The organism is Caballeronia sp. LZ034LL (genome assembly GCF_031451215.1).
GTDB lineage: Bacteria > Pseudomonadota > Gammaproteobacteria > Burkholderiales > Burkholderiaceae > Caballeronia.
The window spans coordinates 239,806-256,862 of record NZ_JARUXR010000002.1; the positions used below are offsets into that span (position 1 = coordinate 239,806).

The 17,057-nt window shown below is 64.8% G+C and carries 17 protein-coding genes; 9 read left to right on the forward strand and 8 right to left on the reverse strand.

Annotation, left to right across the window (positions count from 1 at the left end; all coding sequences use genetic code 11):
* Nucleotides 1-34 precede the first annotated feature (34 nt).
* The 3 genes from QCE83_RS15530 to QCE83_RS15540 form a co-directional block, all read right to left on the reverse strand.
* Nucleotides 35-850: a shikimate dehydrogenase gene (locus QCE83_RS15530; protein WP_309812373.1), complete on the reverse strand. Its 816-nt coding sequence runs from the start codon at nt 848-850 to the stop codon at nt 35-37.
* Complete coding sequence (locus tag QCE83_RS15535) at nt 847-1,893, reverse strand: Gfo/Idh/MocA family oxidoreductase (RefSeq protein WP_309812374.1); 1,047 nt, start codon at nt 1,891-1,893, stop codon at nt 847-849. Before QCE83_RS15535 ends, QCE83_RS15530 begins: the two co-directional genes overlap by 4 nt.
* Before the next feature lie 93 nt (nt 1,894-1,986).
* On the reverse strand, nt 1,987-2,688 hold the full coding sequence (locus tag QCE83_RS15540; protein WP_309812379.1) for a TetR/AcrR family transcriptional regulator: 702 nt from the start codon (nt 2,686-2,688) through the stop codon (nt 1,987-1,989).
* Nucleotides 2,689-3,012: 324 nt separating this feature from the next.
* Here QCE83_RS15540 and QCE83_RS15545 point away from each other — a divergent pair, with 324 nt between their 5' ends.
* The 7 genes from QCE83_RS15545 to QCE83_RS15575 all read left to right on the forward strand — a co-directional run bounded on the left by QCE83_RS15545 (nt 3,013) and on the right by QCE83_RS15575 (nt 10,306).
* Nucleotides 3,013-3,771, forward strand: coding sequence for an enoyl-CoA hydratase/isomerase family protein (locus tag QCE83_RS15545; RefSeq protein WP_309812381.1), 759 nt, complete (start codon nt 3,013-3,015; stop codon nt 3,769-3,771).
* Nucleotides 3,772-3,878: 107 nt separating this feature from the next.
* Nucleotides 3,879-5,222 (forward strand): MFS transporter, encoded by a 1,344-nt coding sequence (locus tag QCE83_RS15550; RefSeq protein ID WP_309812384.1) that lies wholly within the window; start codon nt 3,879-3,881, stop codon nt 5,220-5,222.
* A 68-nt stretch (nt 5,223-5,290) separates the two neighbouring features.
* A complete protein-coding gene (locus tag QCE83_RS15555; RefSeq protein WP_309812388.1) occupies nt 5,291-6,895 on the forward strand; it encodes a CoA-transferase in 1,605 nt (534 codons plus the stop codon).
* Nucleotides 6,892-7,725, forward strand: a complete 834-nt coding sequence (locus tag QCE83_RS15560; protein ID WP_309812391.1) for a shikimate dehydrogenase — start codon at nt 6,892-6,894, stop codon at nt 7,723-7,725. The genes QCE83_RS15555 and QCE83_RS15560 overlap by 4 nt, the downstream gene beginning before the upstream one ends.
* A 24-nt stretch (nt 7,726-7,749) precedes the next feature.
* The gene (locus QCE83_RS15565; RefSeq protein WP_309812394.1) at nt 7,750-8,907 is read left to right on the forward strand and encodes a dihydrodipicolinate synthase family protein; all 1,158 of its coding nucleotides are present in this window, start codon (nt 7,750-7,752) and stop codon (nt 8,905-8,907) included.
* A gap of 12 nt (nt 8,908-8,919) precedes the next feature.
* Nucleotides 8,920-9,771, forward strand: coding sequence for a sugar phosphate isomerase/epimerase family protein (locus tag QCE83_RS15570; RefSeq protein ID WP_309812396.1), 852 nt, complete (start codon nt 8,920-8,922; stop codon nt 9,769-9,771).
* Nucleotides 9,772-9,814: 43 nt separating this feature from the next.
* Nucleotides 9,815-10,306, forward strand: a complete 492-nt coding sequence (locus QCE83_RS15575; protein ID WP_309812398.1) for a MaoC/PaaZ C-terminal domain-containing protein — start codon at nt 9,815-9,817, stop codon at nt 10,304-10,306.
* Between the two features lie 10 nt (nt 10,307-10,316).
* Here the strand turns inward: QCE83_RS15575 and QCE83_RS15580 are convergent, their stop codons facing one another.
* Genes QCE83_RS15580 through QCE83_RS15595 form a run of 4 tightly spaced genes read right to left on the reverse strand, consistent with a single transcriptional unit; the run spans nt 10,317 to nt 13,575 of the window.
* Nucleotides 10,317-10,592, reverse strand: a complete 276-nt coding sequence (locus QCE83_RS15580) for a substrate-binding domain-containing protein (RefSeq protein WP_309815374.1) — start codon at nt 10,590-10,592, stop codon at nt 10,317-10,319.
* On the reverse strand, nt 10,589-11,161 hold the full coding sequence (locus QCE83_RS15585) for a PAS and helix-turn-helix domain-containing protein (protein ID WP_309812399.1): 573 nt from the start codon (nt 11,159-11,161) through the stop codon (nt 10,589-10,591). The genes QCE83_RS15580 and QCE83_RS15585 overlap by 4 nt, the downstream gene beginning before the upstream one ends.
* Before the next feature lie 60 nt (nt 11,162-11,221).
* A complete protein-coding gene (locus QCE83_RS15590) occupies nt 11,222-12,193 on the reverse strand; it encodes a dipeptidase (protein ID WP_309812403.1) in 972 nt (323 codons plus the stop codon).
* A 23-nt stretch (nt 12,194-12,216) separates the two neighbouring features.
* Nucleotides 12,217-13,575: an MFS transporter gene (locus tag QCE83_RS15595; protein ID WP_309812405.1), complete on the reverse strand. Its 1,359-nt coding sequence runs from the start codon at nt 13,573-13,575 to the stop codon at nt 12,217-12,219.
* Between the two features lie 191 nt (nt 13,576-13,766).
* Between QCE83_RS15595 and bluB the strand changes: the two genes are divergently transcribed.
* Nucleotides 13,767-14,420 carry a 5,6-dimethylbenzimidazole synthase gene (gene bluB, locus QCE83_RS15600; RefSeq protein WP_309812409.1) on the forward strand — a complete coding sequence of 218 codons (654 nt, stop codon included), beginning with the start codon at nt 13,767-13,769 and terminating at the stop codon, nt 14,418-14,420.
* Nucleotides 14,421-14,424: 4 nt separating this feature from the next.
* Here the strand turns inward: bluB and QCE83_RS15605 are convergent, their stop codons facing one another.
* Nucleotides 14,425-15,831, reverse strand: coding sequence for a sugar porter family MFS transporter (locus tag QCE83_RS15605; RefSeq protein ID WP_309812411.1), 1,407 nt, complete (start codon nt 15,829-15,831; stop codon nt 14,425-14,427).
* Between the two features lie 350 nt (nt 15,832-16,181).
* Here QCE83_RS15605 and QCE83_RS15610 point away from each other — a divergent pair, with 350 nt between their 5' ends.
* Complete coding sequence (locus QCE83_RS15610; protein ID WP_309812414.1) at nt 16,182-16,985, forward strand: IclR family transcriptional regulator; 804 nt, start codon at nt 16,182-16,184, stop codon at nt 16,983-16,985.
* The last annotated feature ends 72 nt before the right edge of the window (nt 16,986-17,057 follow it).

Consider the following 17,057-nt stretch of genomic DNA (forward strand, 5'->3'; position numbering starts at 1 on the left):
GTGTATCTGAATCGGCTGCGCTGACCGGGGCGTACTACATCGGTTTCAGGCCAAAGAATTCGGCGACGATCTCCGCCTGATTCTCCAGCAGATGACGTCCCAGGTGCGTGCGATGGCCGCGCTCTTCGGCACGTTGCAGCAGCGGCGTCCGTTCGGGCTTCATGATGATGTCGGCGACGAGCACGTTGCGGTCGAGTTGCTCGATGGAGAAGGGCAGCGCATCGCCTTCGGCCATGCCGCAGGGCGTGGCGTTGACGACCATGTCCACGTCAGTGGGTTGCGAGTCTCCCGCTGCGACGTTCAGCTGCGGATAAGCCTGCGCGATCTCCGCGACGAGCGCGTCCTGCTTCGCCCGGTCCACATCGATCAGGCGCAGCGACTTGACGCCGGCGCTGGCAAGCGCATGCGCCAGCGCCTTGCCTGCGCCGCCCGCGCCGGCCTGGAACACGGCCATGCCGCGCGGTTCGTGGCCCTGCTTGCGCAGGCCGCGCGTGAAGCCTTCGCCGTCGTACATTTCGCCGATCCACTCGCCGGATTCCGCGCGGCGCATGCAGTTGATCGCGCCGACCTTCTGCGCGATGGGCAGCAGCCGGTCGACCCAGTTGGTCATCGCAATCTTGTGCGGCACCGTGACGACGATGCCGTCGAGATTGGCGATACGCTTCAAGCCGGCAATGGCGGTTTCGAGCGCTGCCGCGGGAATCTGCATCGGCACGAGCACCGCGTTCACGCCCATGCGCTGGAAGATGGCGTTGAACACCAGCGGCGAGCGCGCTTGCGCAATCGGATCGCCGACGATGGCGAACAGACGTGTATCGCCGCCGACAGCGGCATTCAGGGCAGAAGTCATGTTGTCGAACCTGGGTTGACGGGCATGGGTTGACGGCTGGCCGACGAAGCGATCAGCGCATCGATCAGCACGTGGACGTCCAGCGCGCTGCGCAACGAGGCGACCGGTTCGGCGCCGCGTGTCGCGGCATCGACGAAGCTGGACATCACGGCCCGGTGCGCGTGATGCGAGAACGCCATCGGGTCTGCGCCGGAGCCGAGCGAAGCTGTCTCGCCTTCTTCGAGCGCCGAGCCGTCCATGTATTGCACGCTGAGCTTGCCGCCGCCGAGCGTGGCGCTGCCCTTGCTGCCGCTGATCTCGATGCGTTCGGGAAAGCCGGGATAGATGGCCGTGCTGGCATGCAGCGACGCCACACAGCCGTTGCGATAGCGCATGACGCCCGCCACCGTGTCCTCGCATTCCATCCGGTGCGCGGGACTGGTGACTGCGTAGGCAAAGACTTCGTCCGGCAGCCCGACGAGCCACAGGAACAGGTCCAGCGTATGAATGGCCTGGGTCATCAGCACGCCGCCGCCGTCGCGCGCGAGCGTGCCGCGGCCGGGTTCATCGTAATAGGACTGCGGACGCCACCACGGCACGGCCACGCTGGCGCTGTGAATCTCGCCGAGTGCGCGTGCATCGAGCAACTGGCGCAGCTTGCGCGATGCATCGCGCGTGCGGTGCTGCAACACCGCCGCCGCGACTATGCCATGCTGTTCGCAACACGCGACCAGTTCGCGTGCGCGCGACGTGGTGACGTCGATGGGCTTCTCCACCAGCAGATGCTTGCCCGCCGCCGCAATCCGTGCGCCGAGTTCGAGATGCGAGTTCGGCGGTGTCAGCAGCAGCACGCCGTTCACGTGATCGTCGTTGAGGGCGGTGTCCAGATCCAGCGTGACGCGGGCGTGCGGCAAGCGGCTCGCGAAAGCGCCCGCCCGTTCCGCCGAGCGCGCCACGATGTGACGCACGCTCACCCGGTCCTGCAAGTCGAGCAGCCCCGCCAGATGCGGCGCGGAAGCCATGCCCGCGCCCACGACGGCAATGCCAAAGCCAGTCTCGTTCATAGAATGTCTCCGTGAGAAGACATTAAGGTAGATCGATCTAATTGTCCAGTAGGCTTAACGCCGACTGTGCGATCCGTCGCGTGTACGAGAGACTTACCGGGTGTATTTCGCGAGCACCACGCGCGAGAACGAGTTCATGAACTGTTCGACGCGTTCGAAGCCGCCCGCGTCCTGCGCGAACACGGAGAGGCTGTCGATCAGATGCGTCAGCAGAAGAATCAGATCTTCCTTCGGCGTGTCGCGTTTCAGCTCGCCGCTGCGGCTTGCTTGTTCGACGGCCACTTCGACCGCCGCGTGAATCTCGGTGGTGAAGCCCGCGAGGGCCGCGCGCGCTTCGTCGGTCAGCACGTCGCTTTCCATGCGCAGCCGTCCGATCAGGCTCCACGGCTTGCGCGTCTTGCCGCCCGGGTTGTACTTGCGGAACAGGTTGCGGTTATAGCCGATTTCGGCCTGCAACTTGTCCTGCAAGGAGAGCGTTTCATCGAGCCAGATTTTCTTCTGGCCTTCCGTGGCGCCCGCCACGTAGTCCTTCACCACTTCCTCGACGAGGCTGTTCTTGTTGCCGAAGTGATAGTGGATGTTGGTCGTGGTGATGCCGAGTTCCTTGGCGATCACGCCAAACGTTGTCTTGTGATAGCCGTGCGCGATCAGGAGCCGCTTCGCCAGGTCCTTGATGCTGTCGTACATCGACGAGCGCTTCGGTGCGGCGGCGGCCGGGTCGCTCTTGACGGCCTTGGCGGCCTTGGTGTCTTTCGCGGGCTTCGCGGGTTTCACGGCGGTTGTGGTCTGACTCAACGTGGCACCTCGGTGAGGATCGGAGGGTTGACTGGGCCTCACACGGGGCGAAGGAACGGGCGTGACGGGCGGGGACCGGAGCGTGCCGCGTTCAGCGATCCGGCACTTTTCCGCGGCTGATTTTACACGACCCTCATTCTTTTCCCGTTGCCGCCTTGGCCTGCAAAAAGACTGCGCCGCCTGAGTTCGCTGCACCTCAAATTTCCGTTGCATGACGCCTGAGATTGATGATAATGTCCGCTCAAGCTACTTACTAGTAAGTAAGTATGAGGGAAAACGCGAAGGGGAAAGGACTGCTCCGGCGGTCGATAAACAGGAGGCGCGATGCAGGAGAACATGGTGGTGCGGCGACATGGCGCGGTGGCCGAGATCGTCATCAACCGTCCCGAGAAGATGAACTCGATGACGCCCGAGATGACGCAGGCGCTGCTCGGGATCCGTCAGGACATCGAGCGCGATGCGGCGATCCGCGTCGTGCTGCTGCGCGGCGAAGGCGAGCGCGCGTTCAGCGCGGGCAGCGACCTGCATTCGCTCAAGACGTATCAGACGGCATGGGAGTTTCGTGCGCGCACCGACTACGCGATGGTGGTGCGCGACTTCACCAAGCCCGTCGTCGCGGCTTTGAAGGGCTGGGTGCTGGGCGGCGGTCTCGAGATGATGCTCGGCGCGGATATCCGGGTCGCGGGCAAGAGCGCGAAGTTCGGCGCGCCCGAAGTGCTGCGTGGCTGGGTGGGCGGCGGCGGCGCGTCGCAGATGCTGCCGCGCCTCGTCGGCTATGGACAGGCCATGCGTCTGCTCTTGACGGGCGATACCATCGACGCCGGCGAAGCGCGTGATATCGGGCTGGTCGAGATGGTGGTGGAAGACGCGGATGTCGTCGATAGCGCCATGGCGCTGTGCCGCAGGATGGCCGAGTTCAGCCCGATCGCGACGCAATCGGTCAAGGCCGCCGTACGCGCGGCGCTGTCGATGAGCGTCGAGCAGGGCATCCGCTACGAGAACGAATTGACCTCGCTGTGTTTCGCGTCGGGCAATTACGAATCGGGCGCCAACGCCTTCGGCAAGCGCACGAAGCAAGACTGATTCATGCAGCAGTACCGTCCGCCGCAACAGGCGGAGGGATTTCCGTCAACGTGCACCGCGAGGCCGCGGTGTCGCACAAAATCAAAAGCGAAGCAGGAGACAGCGCCATGCAACCAGCACACGCGCAGAAGGCAGACCGCAGGAACATCCGACGCGCCGTGTTCGCGTCGACCCTCGGCACCATCATCGAGTGGTACGACTATGGCCTGTACGCCGCGGCGTCGGGCCTCATCATCAACAAGTTGTTCTTTCCACAACTCTCGTCGCTGGCCGGCACGCTGGCCGCGTTCGCGACTTTCGCGGTGGGCTTCATCATTCGCCCGCTGGGCGGCATCGTCATCTCGCACATTGGCGACAAGTACGGCCGCAAGCCGGCGCTCGTGTTCTGCGTGACCATCATGGGGGCGGCCACGGTCGGGCTGGGGATACTGCCCACCTGGCAGCAGGCGGGCATCATCGCGCCGCTGCTGCTGGTGCTGATGCGCATGATGCAGGGCTTCGGCGCAGGCGCGGAACTGGCAGGCGCCATCACGCTGATCGCCGAATACACGCCGCCGAGCCGGCGCGCATTCTTCACGTCGATTCCAAACGCGGCCACCAACTTCGGCGTGATGATTGCGATCGCAACTTTCCTGCTGATCTCGTACGTGCCCGAGGACATCCTGTTCTCGTGGGCCTGGCGCGTGCCGTTCCTGCTGTCGCTGGGGCTGTTCGGCGTGGCCATCTACATTCGCTCGAAGCTCGATGAAACGCCCGAGTACGTCGCCGCCATGGAAAAGGCCAGCAAGAAGGCCAAGGCCGAGAGGGTGCCGTTGGCGCAACTGTTCCGCAACAGCCGGCGCGAACTGCTGTGCGGCTTCTTCGCGATGGGCGGCCATCAGGCGCTCAGCTACGTGCTCAATACCTTCGCGCTCAGCTACATGACCAACACGGTCGGCATGGCGAAGTCGGACAGTCTGGTGGTGCTCATCATCGCGCTGGGCTTCTCGCTGTTTTGCGCGCCGGTCGGCGGCATGCTCGCGGACCGCTTCGGCAGCGCCAACATCTTCGCCGCCGGCGCGATGATCGCCCTCGCGCTCGTGTATCCGCTGTTCCTTGCGATCGATTCGAAGGACGTGGTGCTCGCCACCATTGCGATGAGCGCGGTCTATGGCATCAGCTGGGGCTGCACCTGCGGCGCGCAGGGGGCGTTCCTGTCCAACCTGTTTCCCACGCAGTACCGCTTTTCAGGCATAGCGATGTGCCGCGAGATGTCCGGCGCACTCATAGGCGGCCCGACGCCGTTCATCGCCACCGCGCTGGTGGCCTACGCGAACGGCAAGCCGACGTACGTGATGGTGTTTCTCGCGGTCTTCAGCTTCCTGACGCTGATTGCAGCGCTGCTCGGCAAGCAGTTGTCGCGACATCGCGACGATGAGCCCGCCTTGCCGGAAGCGCGCCCCGCGGCGTGACAAAGGCAGCGCGCCAGACATTGAAATCGACACACAGAAACAAGCAGAAACAAGCGGAGTTGAAAACCATGCAAATCTTGACCGCCGACCAGGCTGCATCCCTGCTCAAGGATGGCGATACATTGATGATCGGCGGATCGGGGAGCGGGCATGCCGTGCCGGAAACGCTGATCGAAGCGCTCGAACGGCGCTTTCTCGCGAAGGGCGAACCGCGTCAGTTGACATCGGTGCATCCGGTCGGTCTGGGCGATCGCGGCGAGCGCGGCGCGTCGCGGCTCGCGCATGCCGGTCTGCTCAAGCGCGTCGTGTGCGGCACGCTGGTCGATTCGCCGCCGCTCGCGCAGATGGCGCTGAACCAGGAGATCGAGGCGTGGACGCTGCCGCAAGGCGCGCTCTCGCTGCTGACACGCGAGATGGCGGCGGGGCGTCCGGGGCTCATCAGCCATGTCGGCCTGCATACCTTCGTGGATCCGCGCAATGGCGGCGGCATTCAGGGCGCGCCAAGCGACGACAAGCTCGTGAGCCTGATCGAACTCGAAGGCCGCGAGTGGCTGTTCTACAAGCGCTTCGAAGTCGATGTCGCGTTCCTGCGCGGCACCACGGCCGACGAGGACGGCAACATCTCGATGGAACACGAAGCCGTGTTCGGCGACATGCTCTCGATGGCGCAGGCGACGCGCCGCAACGGCGGTCTCGTCATCGTGCAGGTGAAGCGGCTGGCGAAGCGCGGCACCCTGCCGGCCAAGACGGTGAAGATTCCCGGCATGCTGGTGGACGCCGTGGTGATCGACCCGGAACAACCGGTCACCTACCAGACCGCCTACGACCCCGCCTTCACCGGCGAAATGCGCATTCCGCTGGAAGGCTTTCCGCGCCTGCCGCTCGACGAACGCAAGATCATCGCGCGGCGTCTCGCGATGGAACTGCGCGTCGGCGCGGTGTGCAATGTCGGCTCCGGCGTGTGTACCGGCATCGGACTCGTGGCGGCCGAAGAAGACGTGCTGCATCACATCGTGCTCACCAACGAGCAAGGGCTGATCGGCGGCGCGCCGGCGGCCGGACTCGATGCGGGCGCCGCGCGCAACTACAGCGCCATCGTCGACATGCCGTATCAGTTCGACTTCTACGATGGTGGCGGCATCGACATCGCGTTCTTGTCCGCCGTCGAGATCGATGCGCAGGGCAGCGTCAACATCAGCCGCTTCGCGAACAAGCTGATCGGCGTGGGCGGCTTCATCAACATCAGCCAGAACGCGCGCAAGATGGTCTTCGGCGGCACCTTCACGGCGGGCAGCCTGAAGGTAGCGTGCGAAGGCGGCCAGTTGCAGATCCTGAAGGAAGGCACGCATCGCAAGTTCGTGTCGAAGCTGCAGCAGGTGTCGTACAGCGGACCGTATGCGCAGGAGCGCGGCCAGACCACGCTGTTCGTGACCGAGCGCGCGGTGTTCCGCGCCATAGACGGCGCGCTCGAACTGATCGAGATCGCGCCGGGCATCGATCTCGAACGGGACGTGCTCGCGCACATGGCGTTCCGTCCCGTCATCTCGCCGGACCTGAAGCTGATGGACGAGCGCCTGTTCCGTCCCGAGCCGATGGGCCTCGACGCCGCGATGGACGAACAAAGCTGGCCGTCGCATCCGCGCCTCGCTGCGTTCAAGGAGCAGCAGTCGTGACGAAGCAAGCGCAACAGGGACCGCGCATCGGCGGATCGACACGGCTGTTCGGCATTCTCGGCAACCCCGTCACGCAGGTGAAGACGCCGCAGCTGATGAACGCGCTCTTCGAGACCGGCGGCATCGATGCGGTCTGCCTGCCTTTCGATGTTCCCGTGAACGTGTTCGAGCCTGCCGTCGCGGGGCTTCAGGCGCTCGGCAATCTCGACGGCCTCGTGGTCACCGTGCCGCACAAGGTGCGCGCGATGTCGATGGTCGATGACGTCTCCGACACCGCCCGCCGCGTCGGCGCGCTCAATGTGATGCGCCGCCAGCCGGACGGCAGCTGGTTCGGCGACCTGTTCGACGGCACCGGTCTCGTGCAGGGGCTGACGCGCATCGGCTTCGAGTTGCGCGGCAAGCACGTGAAGCAGCTCGGTGCGGGCGGCGCGGGCGCGGCCGTCGCGCATGCGCTGGCGGAGGCGGGCGCGGCGAGCATCGCGCTGAGCGATCCGCAGCGCGAGTTGCCCGAGCAATTGTCGGCGCGGCTGAATCACTACTACCCGGCGTGCCCGGCAAGCGTGGATGTCGATCCCGCCAACCTCGCGGGCGTGGACGTGCTGGTCAACTGTTCGCCTGTCGGCATGAAGCCGGGCGACGGCATGCCCGTCGCATTCGGCGCGTTTCCGCCTGCGCTTCAGGTGGTCGACATCATCATGACGCCCGCTGAAACGCCGCTGCTGAAACATGCGCGGGCGTGCGGCTGCCGCGCGACCAATGGCCAGCCGATGATCGAAGGACAGCTCGCGGCCTTCGCGACGTTCTTCGGCATCGAGATGCCCGCGTCGTAACCGAACCTTCAAGCCTTCGACATCATGCAAATCGTTCTTCCGGCCGCTTCTGGCCAGTTGGAAAACTACCGGCTCACGGGCGACCCGATCGGCGGCGCGCCGGCGGGCGCGAAGTTCAACCGCATCGCTTATTCGGCGGCGCACGTCGTGGCCGATCCGCAGCGCAGCGGCGAACTGAACCAGCCCGCCGCTCTCGACTGGACGCGCACGATCGAATACCGGCGCTATCTCATCGGTCAGGGACTGGGCATCGCCGAGGCCATGGACACCGCGCAGCGCGGCATGGGCGTGACGTGGGACACCGCGCGTGAACTCGTCGAGCGCACGATGCAGGAAACCCGCGATCTGCCCGGCGCGCTGATCGCCTCGGGCTGCGGCACCGATCATCTGCCGGCGCACGAGGCCACGTCCTGCGACGACGTGATCCGCGCCTATGCGCTGCAACTCGACGCCATCCAGCGCACCGGCAGCCGCGTGATCCTGATGGCGAGCCGCGCGCTGGTGCGTGTGGCGCGGCATCGCGACGACTATCTGCGCGTGTATCGCGAAGTGCTGGCAATGTGCTCGCAGCCCGTGATCCTGCACTGGCTCGGCGACATGTTCGATCCCGAGCTGAAAGGCTACTGGGGCAGCAACGATCTCGACGCAGCCGCCGATGTCTGTCTCCAGGTGATCGCGGAGAATGCGCACAAGGTGGACGGCATCAAGATCTCGCTGCTCGACGATGCACGCGAGATCGCTTTCCGGCGCCGCTTGCCCGAAGGCGTGAAGATGTACACCGGCGACGACTTCAACTATCCGTCGCTCATCAAGGGCGACGAGCAGGGCTACTCGCATGCGCTGCTTGGCATCTTCGATGCCATCGCGCCCGCTGCATCGCAGGCGCTTGCTGCCTTGGCCGCAGGCGACGTCGCACGCTACGACCGCCTGCTCGAACCCACCGTCGCGCTGTCGCGGCACATCTTCCGCGCGCCCACTCAGTACTACAAGACGGGCGTCGTATTCCTCGCGTACCTGAACGGATTCCAGCCGCACTTCTTCATGCCGGGCGGGCATCACGGCGCGCGTCCGCCGCTGTATCTCGCGGATGTGTTCCGTCTCGCGGATGCCGCGAACCTGCTGCGCGAACCCGAACTCGCGGTGCAGCGCATGCGGCTCGTGATGCAGACCTTCGGACTATGAGCGGAGACACGCATGGAGACGCTTGAGAACCGGCTGGACCGTTGCGCGATCAATACCGCGACGCTCGGACATCGCGAGCCGCTCGACGTGACGCTCGAACGCGTGGCGCGAGCGGGCTTCGGCGGCGTCGCGCCATGGCGGCATGAAGTGGAGGCCATGGGCGCTGCCGCCGTGGCGCGCAAGCTGCGGGCGCTGCAACTCACGGTGACCGGCTATTGCCGTTCCACGTACCTGACCGGCGAAACGCAGGCCGCGCGGCGCGCGAGCATCGACAGCAATATCAAGGCGCTGCACGACGCGGCGGAACTCGAAGCGCGCTGCTTCGTGATGGTGGTGGGCGGCGTGAGCGCGAACGGGCGCGATCTTCCGGGCGCGCGTGCGCAGGTGGAAGAGGGCATCGCCGAGTTGCACGCGGAGGCGCGCAAGCTCGGCGTGCCGCTGGCCATCGAACCCTTGCATCCGATGTATGCGGCGGAACGCGCCGTCATCAACACGATCGGGCAGGCGCTCGCACTGTGCGAGAAGATCGCGCCGGGCGATCCGTCGATGCTGGGTGTCGCCATCGATGTCTATCACTGCTGGTGGGACCCGCTGCTCAAGGAGTCGATCGCGGCGGCGGGACGCGCGCAGCGGATCCTCGCGTATCACGTAAGCGACTGGCTCGCCGATACCAGCGACATGCTGCTGGACCGCGGCATGATGGGCGATGGCGTGATCGATCTGGCGGGCTTTCGCGGCCAGATGGAACGCGCGGGTTATGCGGGCATGGTGGAAGTCGAGCTGTTTTCGCGCGACCGCTGGTGGAAGGTCGAACCGGACGAAGTGCTGAAGGTGTGCGCGCAGCGCCTGCAGACGGTCTGCTGAAGCGGCCGCCTATCACGTAGAGAACAAGGAGACAGAGACGCTCATGGAAGTACGACAGGATACCGATGCCATCGCCCAAGGCCGTGCGCTCGCGCCGGGCATGTACGACCTCAACGACATCGAGGCCGGCGACCACTTCGCCACCTCGGGCATGACGGTCACGGAAACCCACGTGGTCAATTTCGCGGGCGTATCGGGCGACCTTTACGACCTTCATCTCGACGATGTCGCGGCTCAGGAAGCCGGCTTTCCCGGCCGCATCGCGCATGGACTGCTGGGGCTTGCGCTCGCCGACGGTCTCAAGACCCGTTGCGCCGTCCGCCTGAAAGGACTGGCAACCCTGAGCTGGAACTGGTCGTTCCGCGCGCCGCTGATGATCGGCGACCGCATTCATGTCGAAGTCGAAGTGGTCGCGAAGCGGCCGACCAAGCGCGCGGACCGCGGCATCGCGACGCTCAGGCTGAAGGTGCTGAACCAGGCCCGCGAAGTGGTCCAGGACGGAGAAACGCTGCTGCTGATGGCAAACCGGACCTGAACCGTCGCGTTCAGCGGCCCTCAGCCACGGCCGTCGAATCGCGCACGATCAGACACGGCTCGATGGTCACGTGCTCGATGTGATCCTTCCCGCCCAGCATGTCCACCCGCTTCTGCATCGCGACCTCGCCGATCGTCTCGCTCTGCGTGTCCACGCTCGTCAGCGTCGGCGCGGACAGCTCGCCATAGGGAATGTTGTCGATGCCGGCTTGCGCAAGGCCGTCGCGCACGCCGGCGATGCGCGCGGCGTTGCTCTGCGCATGACCGAATCCCAGGTGGACCGTCAGGCCAGCAGCCGCGTGATGAGTTCCGGCGTCGCGCGCACGCCGTACTTGCGCAGAAGGCTTGCACGATGGATATCCACCGTGCGCGGGCTGATGTTCAGTTCCTTGCCGATCTCCTTGCTCGTCAGGCCATGCACGAGGCAGGCGGCGACGTCGCGCTCGCGTTCCGTCAGCGTGCTCGTGACATCGGGCGGCTTGGCGCTGTCCGAAAGATCCGTGAAGGTCCAGACGGCGAGTTCGAAAGGGCGTTGCGGGTTATAGCCGAAGCCGCGCACGGTGACCCAGAAATGACTGCCGTCGATGCGCCGCATGATGCGGTCGTCGCTGAAGACCGCGCGCTTCGCGATCAGCGGTCCGAGACGGTGACCGGTGCTCGCGAAGTCCTTCTTCTGCGGGTAAAGCTTGGAGAACGACTGATCGACGATATCGCTGCGTTCCGCCCGGAACAGTTCGAGCGCGCGCGCATTGCAGTCCACCATGATGCGCTCGCGGGCCACGATCACCGCAACGGGCAGATGCCGGAAAAGATCCTCATAGTCCAGCTTGGACGTCGTCTCGCTCGGGTTCGGCATGATGGCGTGCATTGGGGACACAGGCTTCGGGATTGTAGCCCGCGAAACTGGCCAGCACGTTCAGACGTTCCACACTTCGCCGAAGAAGCGCATCCAGTTCTCGCCCATCACCTTCTTGATGCGCGACTCGCTCCAGCCTGCGCGTTCCATCGCGGCCGTCAGGTTCGGAAACTCGCCGATGGTGCGGATGCCTTCCGGATTCACCACCTTGCCGAAGTTCGTCAGGCGGCGATAACGGCCCTTGTCGTGCGTGATCCAGTCGAAGAACTCGGTGCTGTAGCCCTGCGTGAAGTCGGTGCCGATACCGACTTTGTCTTCGCCGATCACATCGATCGTGTATTCGATCGCTTCCAGATAGTCGTCGACGGTCGCGTCCGGGCCTTTCTTCAGGAACGGCGAGAACATCGTCACGCCTACGAAACCGTTGGCATCCGCGATCTCGCGCAGCTGATCGTCGGTCTTGTTGCGCGGATGATCCTTCAGGCCCGACGGGCAGCAATGCGAATAGGTAACCGGCTTCTTCGAGCAGGCAATCGCATCCGACGAAGTCTTCGCGCCAACATGCGAGAGATCCACCATGATGCCCACGCGATTCATCTCGTGGATCACTTCCTTGCCATAACCCGACAGTCCGCCATCGGGTTCATAACAGCCGGTGCCCACCAGGTTCTGCGTGTTGTAGCAGAGCTGCACCACGTTCACGCCGAGTTCCTTGAACACCTCGATATAGCCGAGGTTGTCCTCGAAGGCATACGAGTTCTGGAAGCCGAAGATGATGCCGGTCTTGTTCTCCTTCTTCGCGCGCAGGATGTCGTCGGTCGTGCGCACCAGCGTGAGGATCTCGCTGTACTCGCGGATCTGCTGCTTCATCTCCGCGATGTTGTCGATGGTCTTCTGGAAGTCTTCCCACACCGAGACGGTGCAGTTCACCGCGGTGACGTTGCCTTTGCGCATGTCCTCGAACACGGAGCGCTCGAACTTCGAAATGTTCAGGCCGTCGATGATGATGCTCGAATCGTGCAATGCACTCATGGTCGTGGTCCGTTGAAGTCGCTTCAGTGAGTACGGGAGAACGCGTCGGCGGTTGCGGCGCCGCTTGCGTTCGTATTTGCGAAGCCGGCTTCTTCGAGCGCCGTCTTCGAGGTCTCGCGCAACGAGAGGCCGCCGATCATCGCGAGAATCGACACGGCGATCAGGTAGTAAGCCGGCGACAGGTTCGTGCCGGTCGCCGAGATCAGCCAGGTGGCGACGAGCGGCGCGGTGCCGCCAAAGATCGTGTAGGCGAGGTTGTAGGTGATCGCGGATGCGGTGTAGCGGGTCTTGGTCGCGAAGACTTCCGACAGCAACGGCGCCGTCACGACGCCCGACAGCACCGCGCCCACGGCCAGCAGCGCGACGCCGAGCAGGGATTGCGGCAGATCGCCCGAACCGCCCAGCGCGAAGGCCGGATAGACCGACGCGATGATGAACACGCAGGTGCTGCCGATGGTCACGCGGCGGCCGACGGCATCGGAGAACAGGCCTGCCAGCGGACACAGCGCGGCGGCGAAGAAGAGCGCGAGCACGGTCACGAGCAGCGAGGTGCCGCGTGACAGATGTCCGGCCACCTGGAGATAGGTCGCGAAGTAGGTGGTGAAGGTGTAGAACGACAGCGCCGTCACCGAGACGAACGCGCCCAGCTTCAGGATGTTCCAGGACTGCGAGCGCAGGGTTTCCGCGAGCGGCGCATGCGCGACTTCATGCTTGCCTTCGAGCGCCTTGAAGGCGGGCGTTTCGTTCAGGTTGACGCGCAGATAGACGCCGATGAGACCGATCGGCGCGGCGATCAGGAACGGCACGCGCCAGCCCCAGTCGACCATCGCGGCCGAGGACAGCCACGATTCCATCGCATAGGCGACGACAGCGGCGCAGGCGAACGACGAGAACGTCGAGACCGGCACGAAGCTGCCGAAGAACGCGCGTCGACGGCGCGGCGCATGTTCCATCACGTAGGCACAGGCGCCCGCATATTCGCCGCCGGCCGAGAAGCCCTGCACGCAGCGAATGATGGTGAGCAGCAGCGGCGCCCAGTAACCGATGCTCGCGTAAGTGGGCAGCAGGCCGATCAGCGTGGTCGAGCCGGCCATCAGCAGGATGGTGAAGGCGAGGGTGCGCTTGCGTCCCACCCGGTCACCGACGACGCCGAAGAACAGCCCGCCGAGCGGCCGGAACGCGAAGGCCACCGCGAACACCGCGAAGGTTTTCAGCAGACCGACGGTGGGATCGCCGCTGGGAAAGAACTCGCGCGTGAGGATCGTCGCGAGAAAGCCGTATGCGGCGAAGTCGAACCATTCGACGAAATTGCCAATGGAGGCCGCCGCGATGACGCGCCGCAGCGTTCGGGTGTCGACTTCCTGACCTGGTTGAGCTGACATGTTCATCTCGCCTTTCACGTGTCGATGTGCATCGGAGGGGTGAAAACGAGAGTAGGCGCTCAAATTACCTAGGTCCATACGTGTCAATTACCTAGGTAATCCGGGTGTCGAGGCGCAGAAATGCGCGAGCGGCTTGCGCAGGCGATATCATCGCGTGCCCGGATCCCACCCTCGCCGCACCTTACGCCGACATGAACAAAGCTTTCAGCGACACGGATCGCGACGCCGTCTACCGCGCCATTCACGAGCGTCGCGACATGCGCCATTTCGTCAGCGATCCGGTCGATCCGCAGGTCATGCTGCGGCTCATCGATGCAGCGCTGCATGCGCCGAGCGTCGGCTTCATGCAGCCCTGGCGCATCGTGCGGGTCACGTCGAAAGCGTTGCGTGCAGAGTTATGCGATGCCGTCGAACGCGAGCGCCTGCTCACCGCCGACGCCCTCGCCGAACGTCGCGAGGCGTTCATGCGTCTCAAGGTGGAAGGTCTGCGCGAGTGCGCGGAAGTGCTCGTGATGGCGCTGATGGACGGCCGCGAACAGCATGTGTTCGGCCGCCGCACCCTGCCGGAGATGGATTTGGCGTCGGTGGCGTGCGCGATACAGAACATGTGGCTCGCGGCCCGCGCCGAAGGGCTCGGCATGGGCTGGGTATCGCTGTTCGATCCCGCTGCCGTCGGCGTGTTGCTGAACATGCCGGCGGGCGCGCGGCCGGTCGCGATCCTCTGCGTGGGGCACGTGGAACGCTACTACGATGCCCCGATGCTCGAAACCGAACGATGGGCCACGCGCCGCTCCTTTGACGAATGCGTGTTCGAGAACACGTGGCCCGAAGCGGAGCGCTTGTAAGCGCTCAGTCGGCCGCGCCGAGATCGCGCAGGCGCTTGCCCGCCATCAGATCGTTGCCCAGCTTTTCCAGCGATACACCGCGCGTCTCCGGCACATAGAAGAACACGATGACCGCGAACAGCGCGTTGAGCACCGCGTACAGCACGAAGGTATTCGCTTCGCCGATCGTCGAAAGCAGGCTCAGGAAGGTGGCCGCGACGACCATGTTCGCCACCCAGTTGACCAGCGTGGAGGCGGCGACGCCGAAGTCGCGTCCCTGTTGCGGCTGAATCTCCGAGCACAGGATCCACACGAGCGGCCCGGCCGACATCGCGAAGCCCGCGATGAACAGCAGCAGCGACACGACCGCCATCCCCTGCGCCGCCGTGCCCGATACGCCTGCATGCAGCAGGAAGCCGAGCGCGCACATGCCGAACGCCATCACCGCGCAGCCGGCATAGAGAATCGGCTTGCGTCCCCAGCGATCGACGAAGGCAATCGCGCCAAAAGTCGCGATCACGTTCACGAGACCGACGATCACGGTCGCCCACAACTGCTGCTCATGCGTCGCGAAGCCGGCCAGCTGGAAGATGCGCGGGGCGTAGTACATCACGACGTTGATGCCGGTCAGTTGCTGGAAGATCTGCAGCACGATGCCCAGCGCCACCGATCGGCGGAAGTTCGGATTGGCGCGCAGCAAGCTCCAGCCGCGTTGCGGTTGCTTGTTGTCGTCGCTGACCTGTTCGAGTTCGCTCTGCACGTCGGCGGGATTCGCATACAGGCGTTGCAGCACGGCGCGGGCTTCGTCGCCGCGATCGCGTTGCAGCAGCCAGCGCGGACTGTCGGGAAGCGCGAGCACACCCGCCAGAAAAAACGCAGCCGGAATCGCGATGACGCCCAGCATCCAGCGCCAGTCGGCGATATAGGAGAGCCCGATGTTGGACAGGAACGCCGCCAGGATGCCGACGGTGATCATCAACTGATAGGTCGAGATCATTGCGCCGCGCCATTGCCTCGGCGCGACTTCGGACAGATACAGCGGCGCGGTGAACGACGCCATGCCCACCGCCAGCCCGAGCACCAGACGCGCGCCGATCAGGTGAGCGGGCCCGCTTGCGAACGCCGACCACAGCGAGCCGATGATGAAGAGAATCGCCGCGAGCACCAGTGCATAGCGGCGTCCGAGACGCCACGAGAGCCAGCCGGCCGCGAGCGCGCCGAGGGCTGCGCCGACCATCATCGAGCTGACGATCCATTCCTGCGAGCGATCGTTGAGAACGAATTGTTTCGCGATGAAAGGCAGCGCGCCGGAGATCACGCCGATATCGAGGCCGAACAGCAGGCCGGCAAGCGCGGCCATGAAGCAGACGAAGAGACCGTAGCGTTTGGATTGGGCAGCGGCGGGAGCGCGGCGGTCGGCGAGGGTGCTCATGTGTGGATCTCCAGTCGGGTTCAGAGGATCGTGGCGGCCCGCATGCGGTCTGCGCGAGATCGCTTGCCGAAACGATCTTGCGCTCATCCGGACGGGTGCGCTCTTTTCCTGCGCACGCGCGCCAGGGCTCAGCTTCCGTAACGAGAAGACACGCGCGCCGTAGCTGGCCCTTCGCGGCGTTGACGAACGCTCTGATCGAATTGTGTGTTCGTGTGACTGCCTTGGTGCAGGTTTCGGACCTGACGTGCTCGTCGGTCATTCGAGCGTTGTTGCTCAGGGTTTTCCCTTGCTTGCTCGATCTGTTTTGGCCATAAACAATCGATTCACACCAATGAATCGAGTTCGTATACATGAACGACGCAGTCCGATCAGCCGCACGGGTCCTCGACCTGCTCGAATATTTCGCATCGACGGAAGAGGGCGTGGCGCTGACCACCGTCTCCACGATCTTCGCGATGCCCAAGAGCAGCACGCTCGCGTTGCTGCGCACGCTGCTCTCGCGCGGCTATCTGGAGCGCGACGACCACAACCTCTATCGGCTGAATCCGGCGTTTCGCAGCGGCGGCTTCGGCTGGAACGGCGACCTCGGCGCGCGCCTGACCGCCATCGCCAAGCCGGCAATGGACGATCTGTGCGTGGAAGTGGGCGAGACGGTCGTGCTGAGCGTGTTCACTGACGACGGACAGTTCAGGACAGTCGCCAAGTCACTCGCACAGACCGTGGTGCGCTACGACCTCGAGATCGACAAGTCGTATCCCGCCTATTGCGGCGCGATGGGCCGCGCGATGCTCGCCTGCCTGCCGCGCGACAGGCGCGACGCACTGCTCGCGCTCTGGCCGCTGGAGCAGCGCACGCCGTACGCGCTGTCCGACCTCGCACGCATCAACGAAAAGATCGATCAGGCGGCCATCGAGGGCGTTGCCATCGTCGAGGAAGAGTTCGCGCTGGATGGCGTCGGCATCGCGATGCCGATCTGCGATGCCAGCGGCGCGCCCATCGCGGCGCTGGACGTGGGCTGCGTCGCCAGCCGCTATCCGGCTAAGCGCGAGAAGATCCTCGCGGCGATGCGGGCCTGCATCGACCGCTTGCCGCCGCCCTTCGGCGCATTGACACCGGCGGCGGCGCCGTCGCCTTCGCCGCGCGAATCCGCTTAAGCGTCGCTTGAAGAACATCGCATGCCGGGGTTCCGGCATCTCCACATCGAACAATTAGGGTTCCTGTATGCT

What these genes read in the sequence shown, in the direction of transcription:
- QCE83_RS15545 (WP_309812381.1), top strand. Translation starts at nt 3,013, where the DNA reads ATGCAGGAGAACATGGTGGTGCGGCGACATGGCGCGGTGGCCGAGATC.
- QCE83_RS15590 (WP_309812403.1), bottom strand. Translation starts at nt 12,193, where the DNA reads ATGAGTGCATTGCACGATTCGAGCATCATCATCGACGGCCTGAACATT.
- QCE83_RS15610 (WP_309812414.1), top strand. Translation starts at nt 16,182, where the DNA reads ATGAACGACGCAGTCCGATCAGCCGCACGGGTCCTCGACCTGCTCGAA.
- bluB (WP_309812409.1), top strand. Translation starts at nt 13,767, where the DNA reads ATGAACAAAGCTTTCAGCGACACGGATCGCGACGCCGTCTACCGCGCC.
- QCE83_RS15530 (WP_309812373.1), bottom strand. Translation starts at nt 850, where the DNA reads ATGACTTCTGCCCTGAATGCCGCTGTCGGCGGCGATACACGTCTGTTC.
- QCE83_RS15575 (WP_309812398.1), top strand. Translation starts at nt 9,815, where the DNA reads ATGGAAGTACGACAGGATACCGATGCCATCGCCCAAGGCCGTGCGCTC.
- QCE83_RS15535 (WP_309812374.1), bottom strand. Translation starts at nt 1,893, where the DNA reads ATGAACGAGACTGGCTTTGGCATTGCCGTCGTGGGCGCGGGCATGGCT.
- QCE83_RS15555 (WP_309812388.1), top strand. Translation starts at nt 5,291, where the DNA reads ATGCAAATCTTGACCGCCGACCAGGCTGCATCCCTGCTCAAGGATGGC.
- QCE83_RS15595 (WP_309812405.1), bottom strand. Translation starts at nt 13,575, where the DNA reads ATGTCAGCTCAACCAGGTCAGGAAGTCGACACCCGAACGCTGCGGCGC.
- QCE83_RS15550 (WP_309812384.1), top strand. Translation starts at nt 3,879, where the DNA reads ATGCAACCAGCACACGCGCAGAAGGCAGACCGCAGGAACATCCGACGC.
- QCE83_RS15585 (WP_309812399.1), bottom strand. Translation starts at nt 11,161, where the DNA reads ATGCCGAACCCGAGCGAGACGACGTCCAAGCTGGACTATGAGGATCTT.
- QCE83_RS15565 (WP_309812394.1), top strand. Translation starts at nt 7,750, where the DNA reads ATGCAAATCGTTCTTCCGGCCGCTTCTGGCCAGTTGGAAAACTACCGG.
- QCE83_RS15605 (WP_309812411.1), bottom strand. Translation starts at nt 15,831, where the DNA reads ATGAGCACCCTCGCCGACCGCCGCGCTCCCGCCGCTGCCCAATCCAAA.
- QCE83_RS15570 (WP_309812396.1), top strand. Translation starts at nt 8,920, where the DNA reads ATGGAGACGCTTGAGAACCGGCTGGACCGTTGCGCGATCAATACCGCG.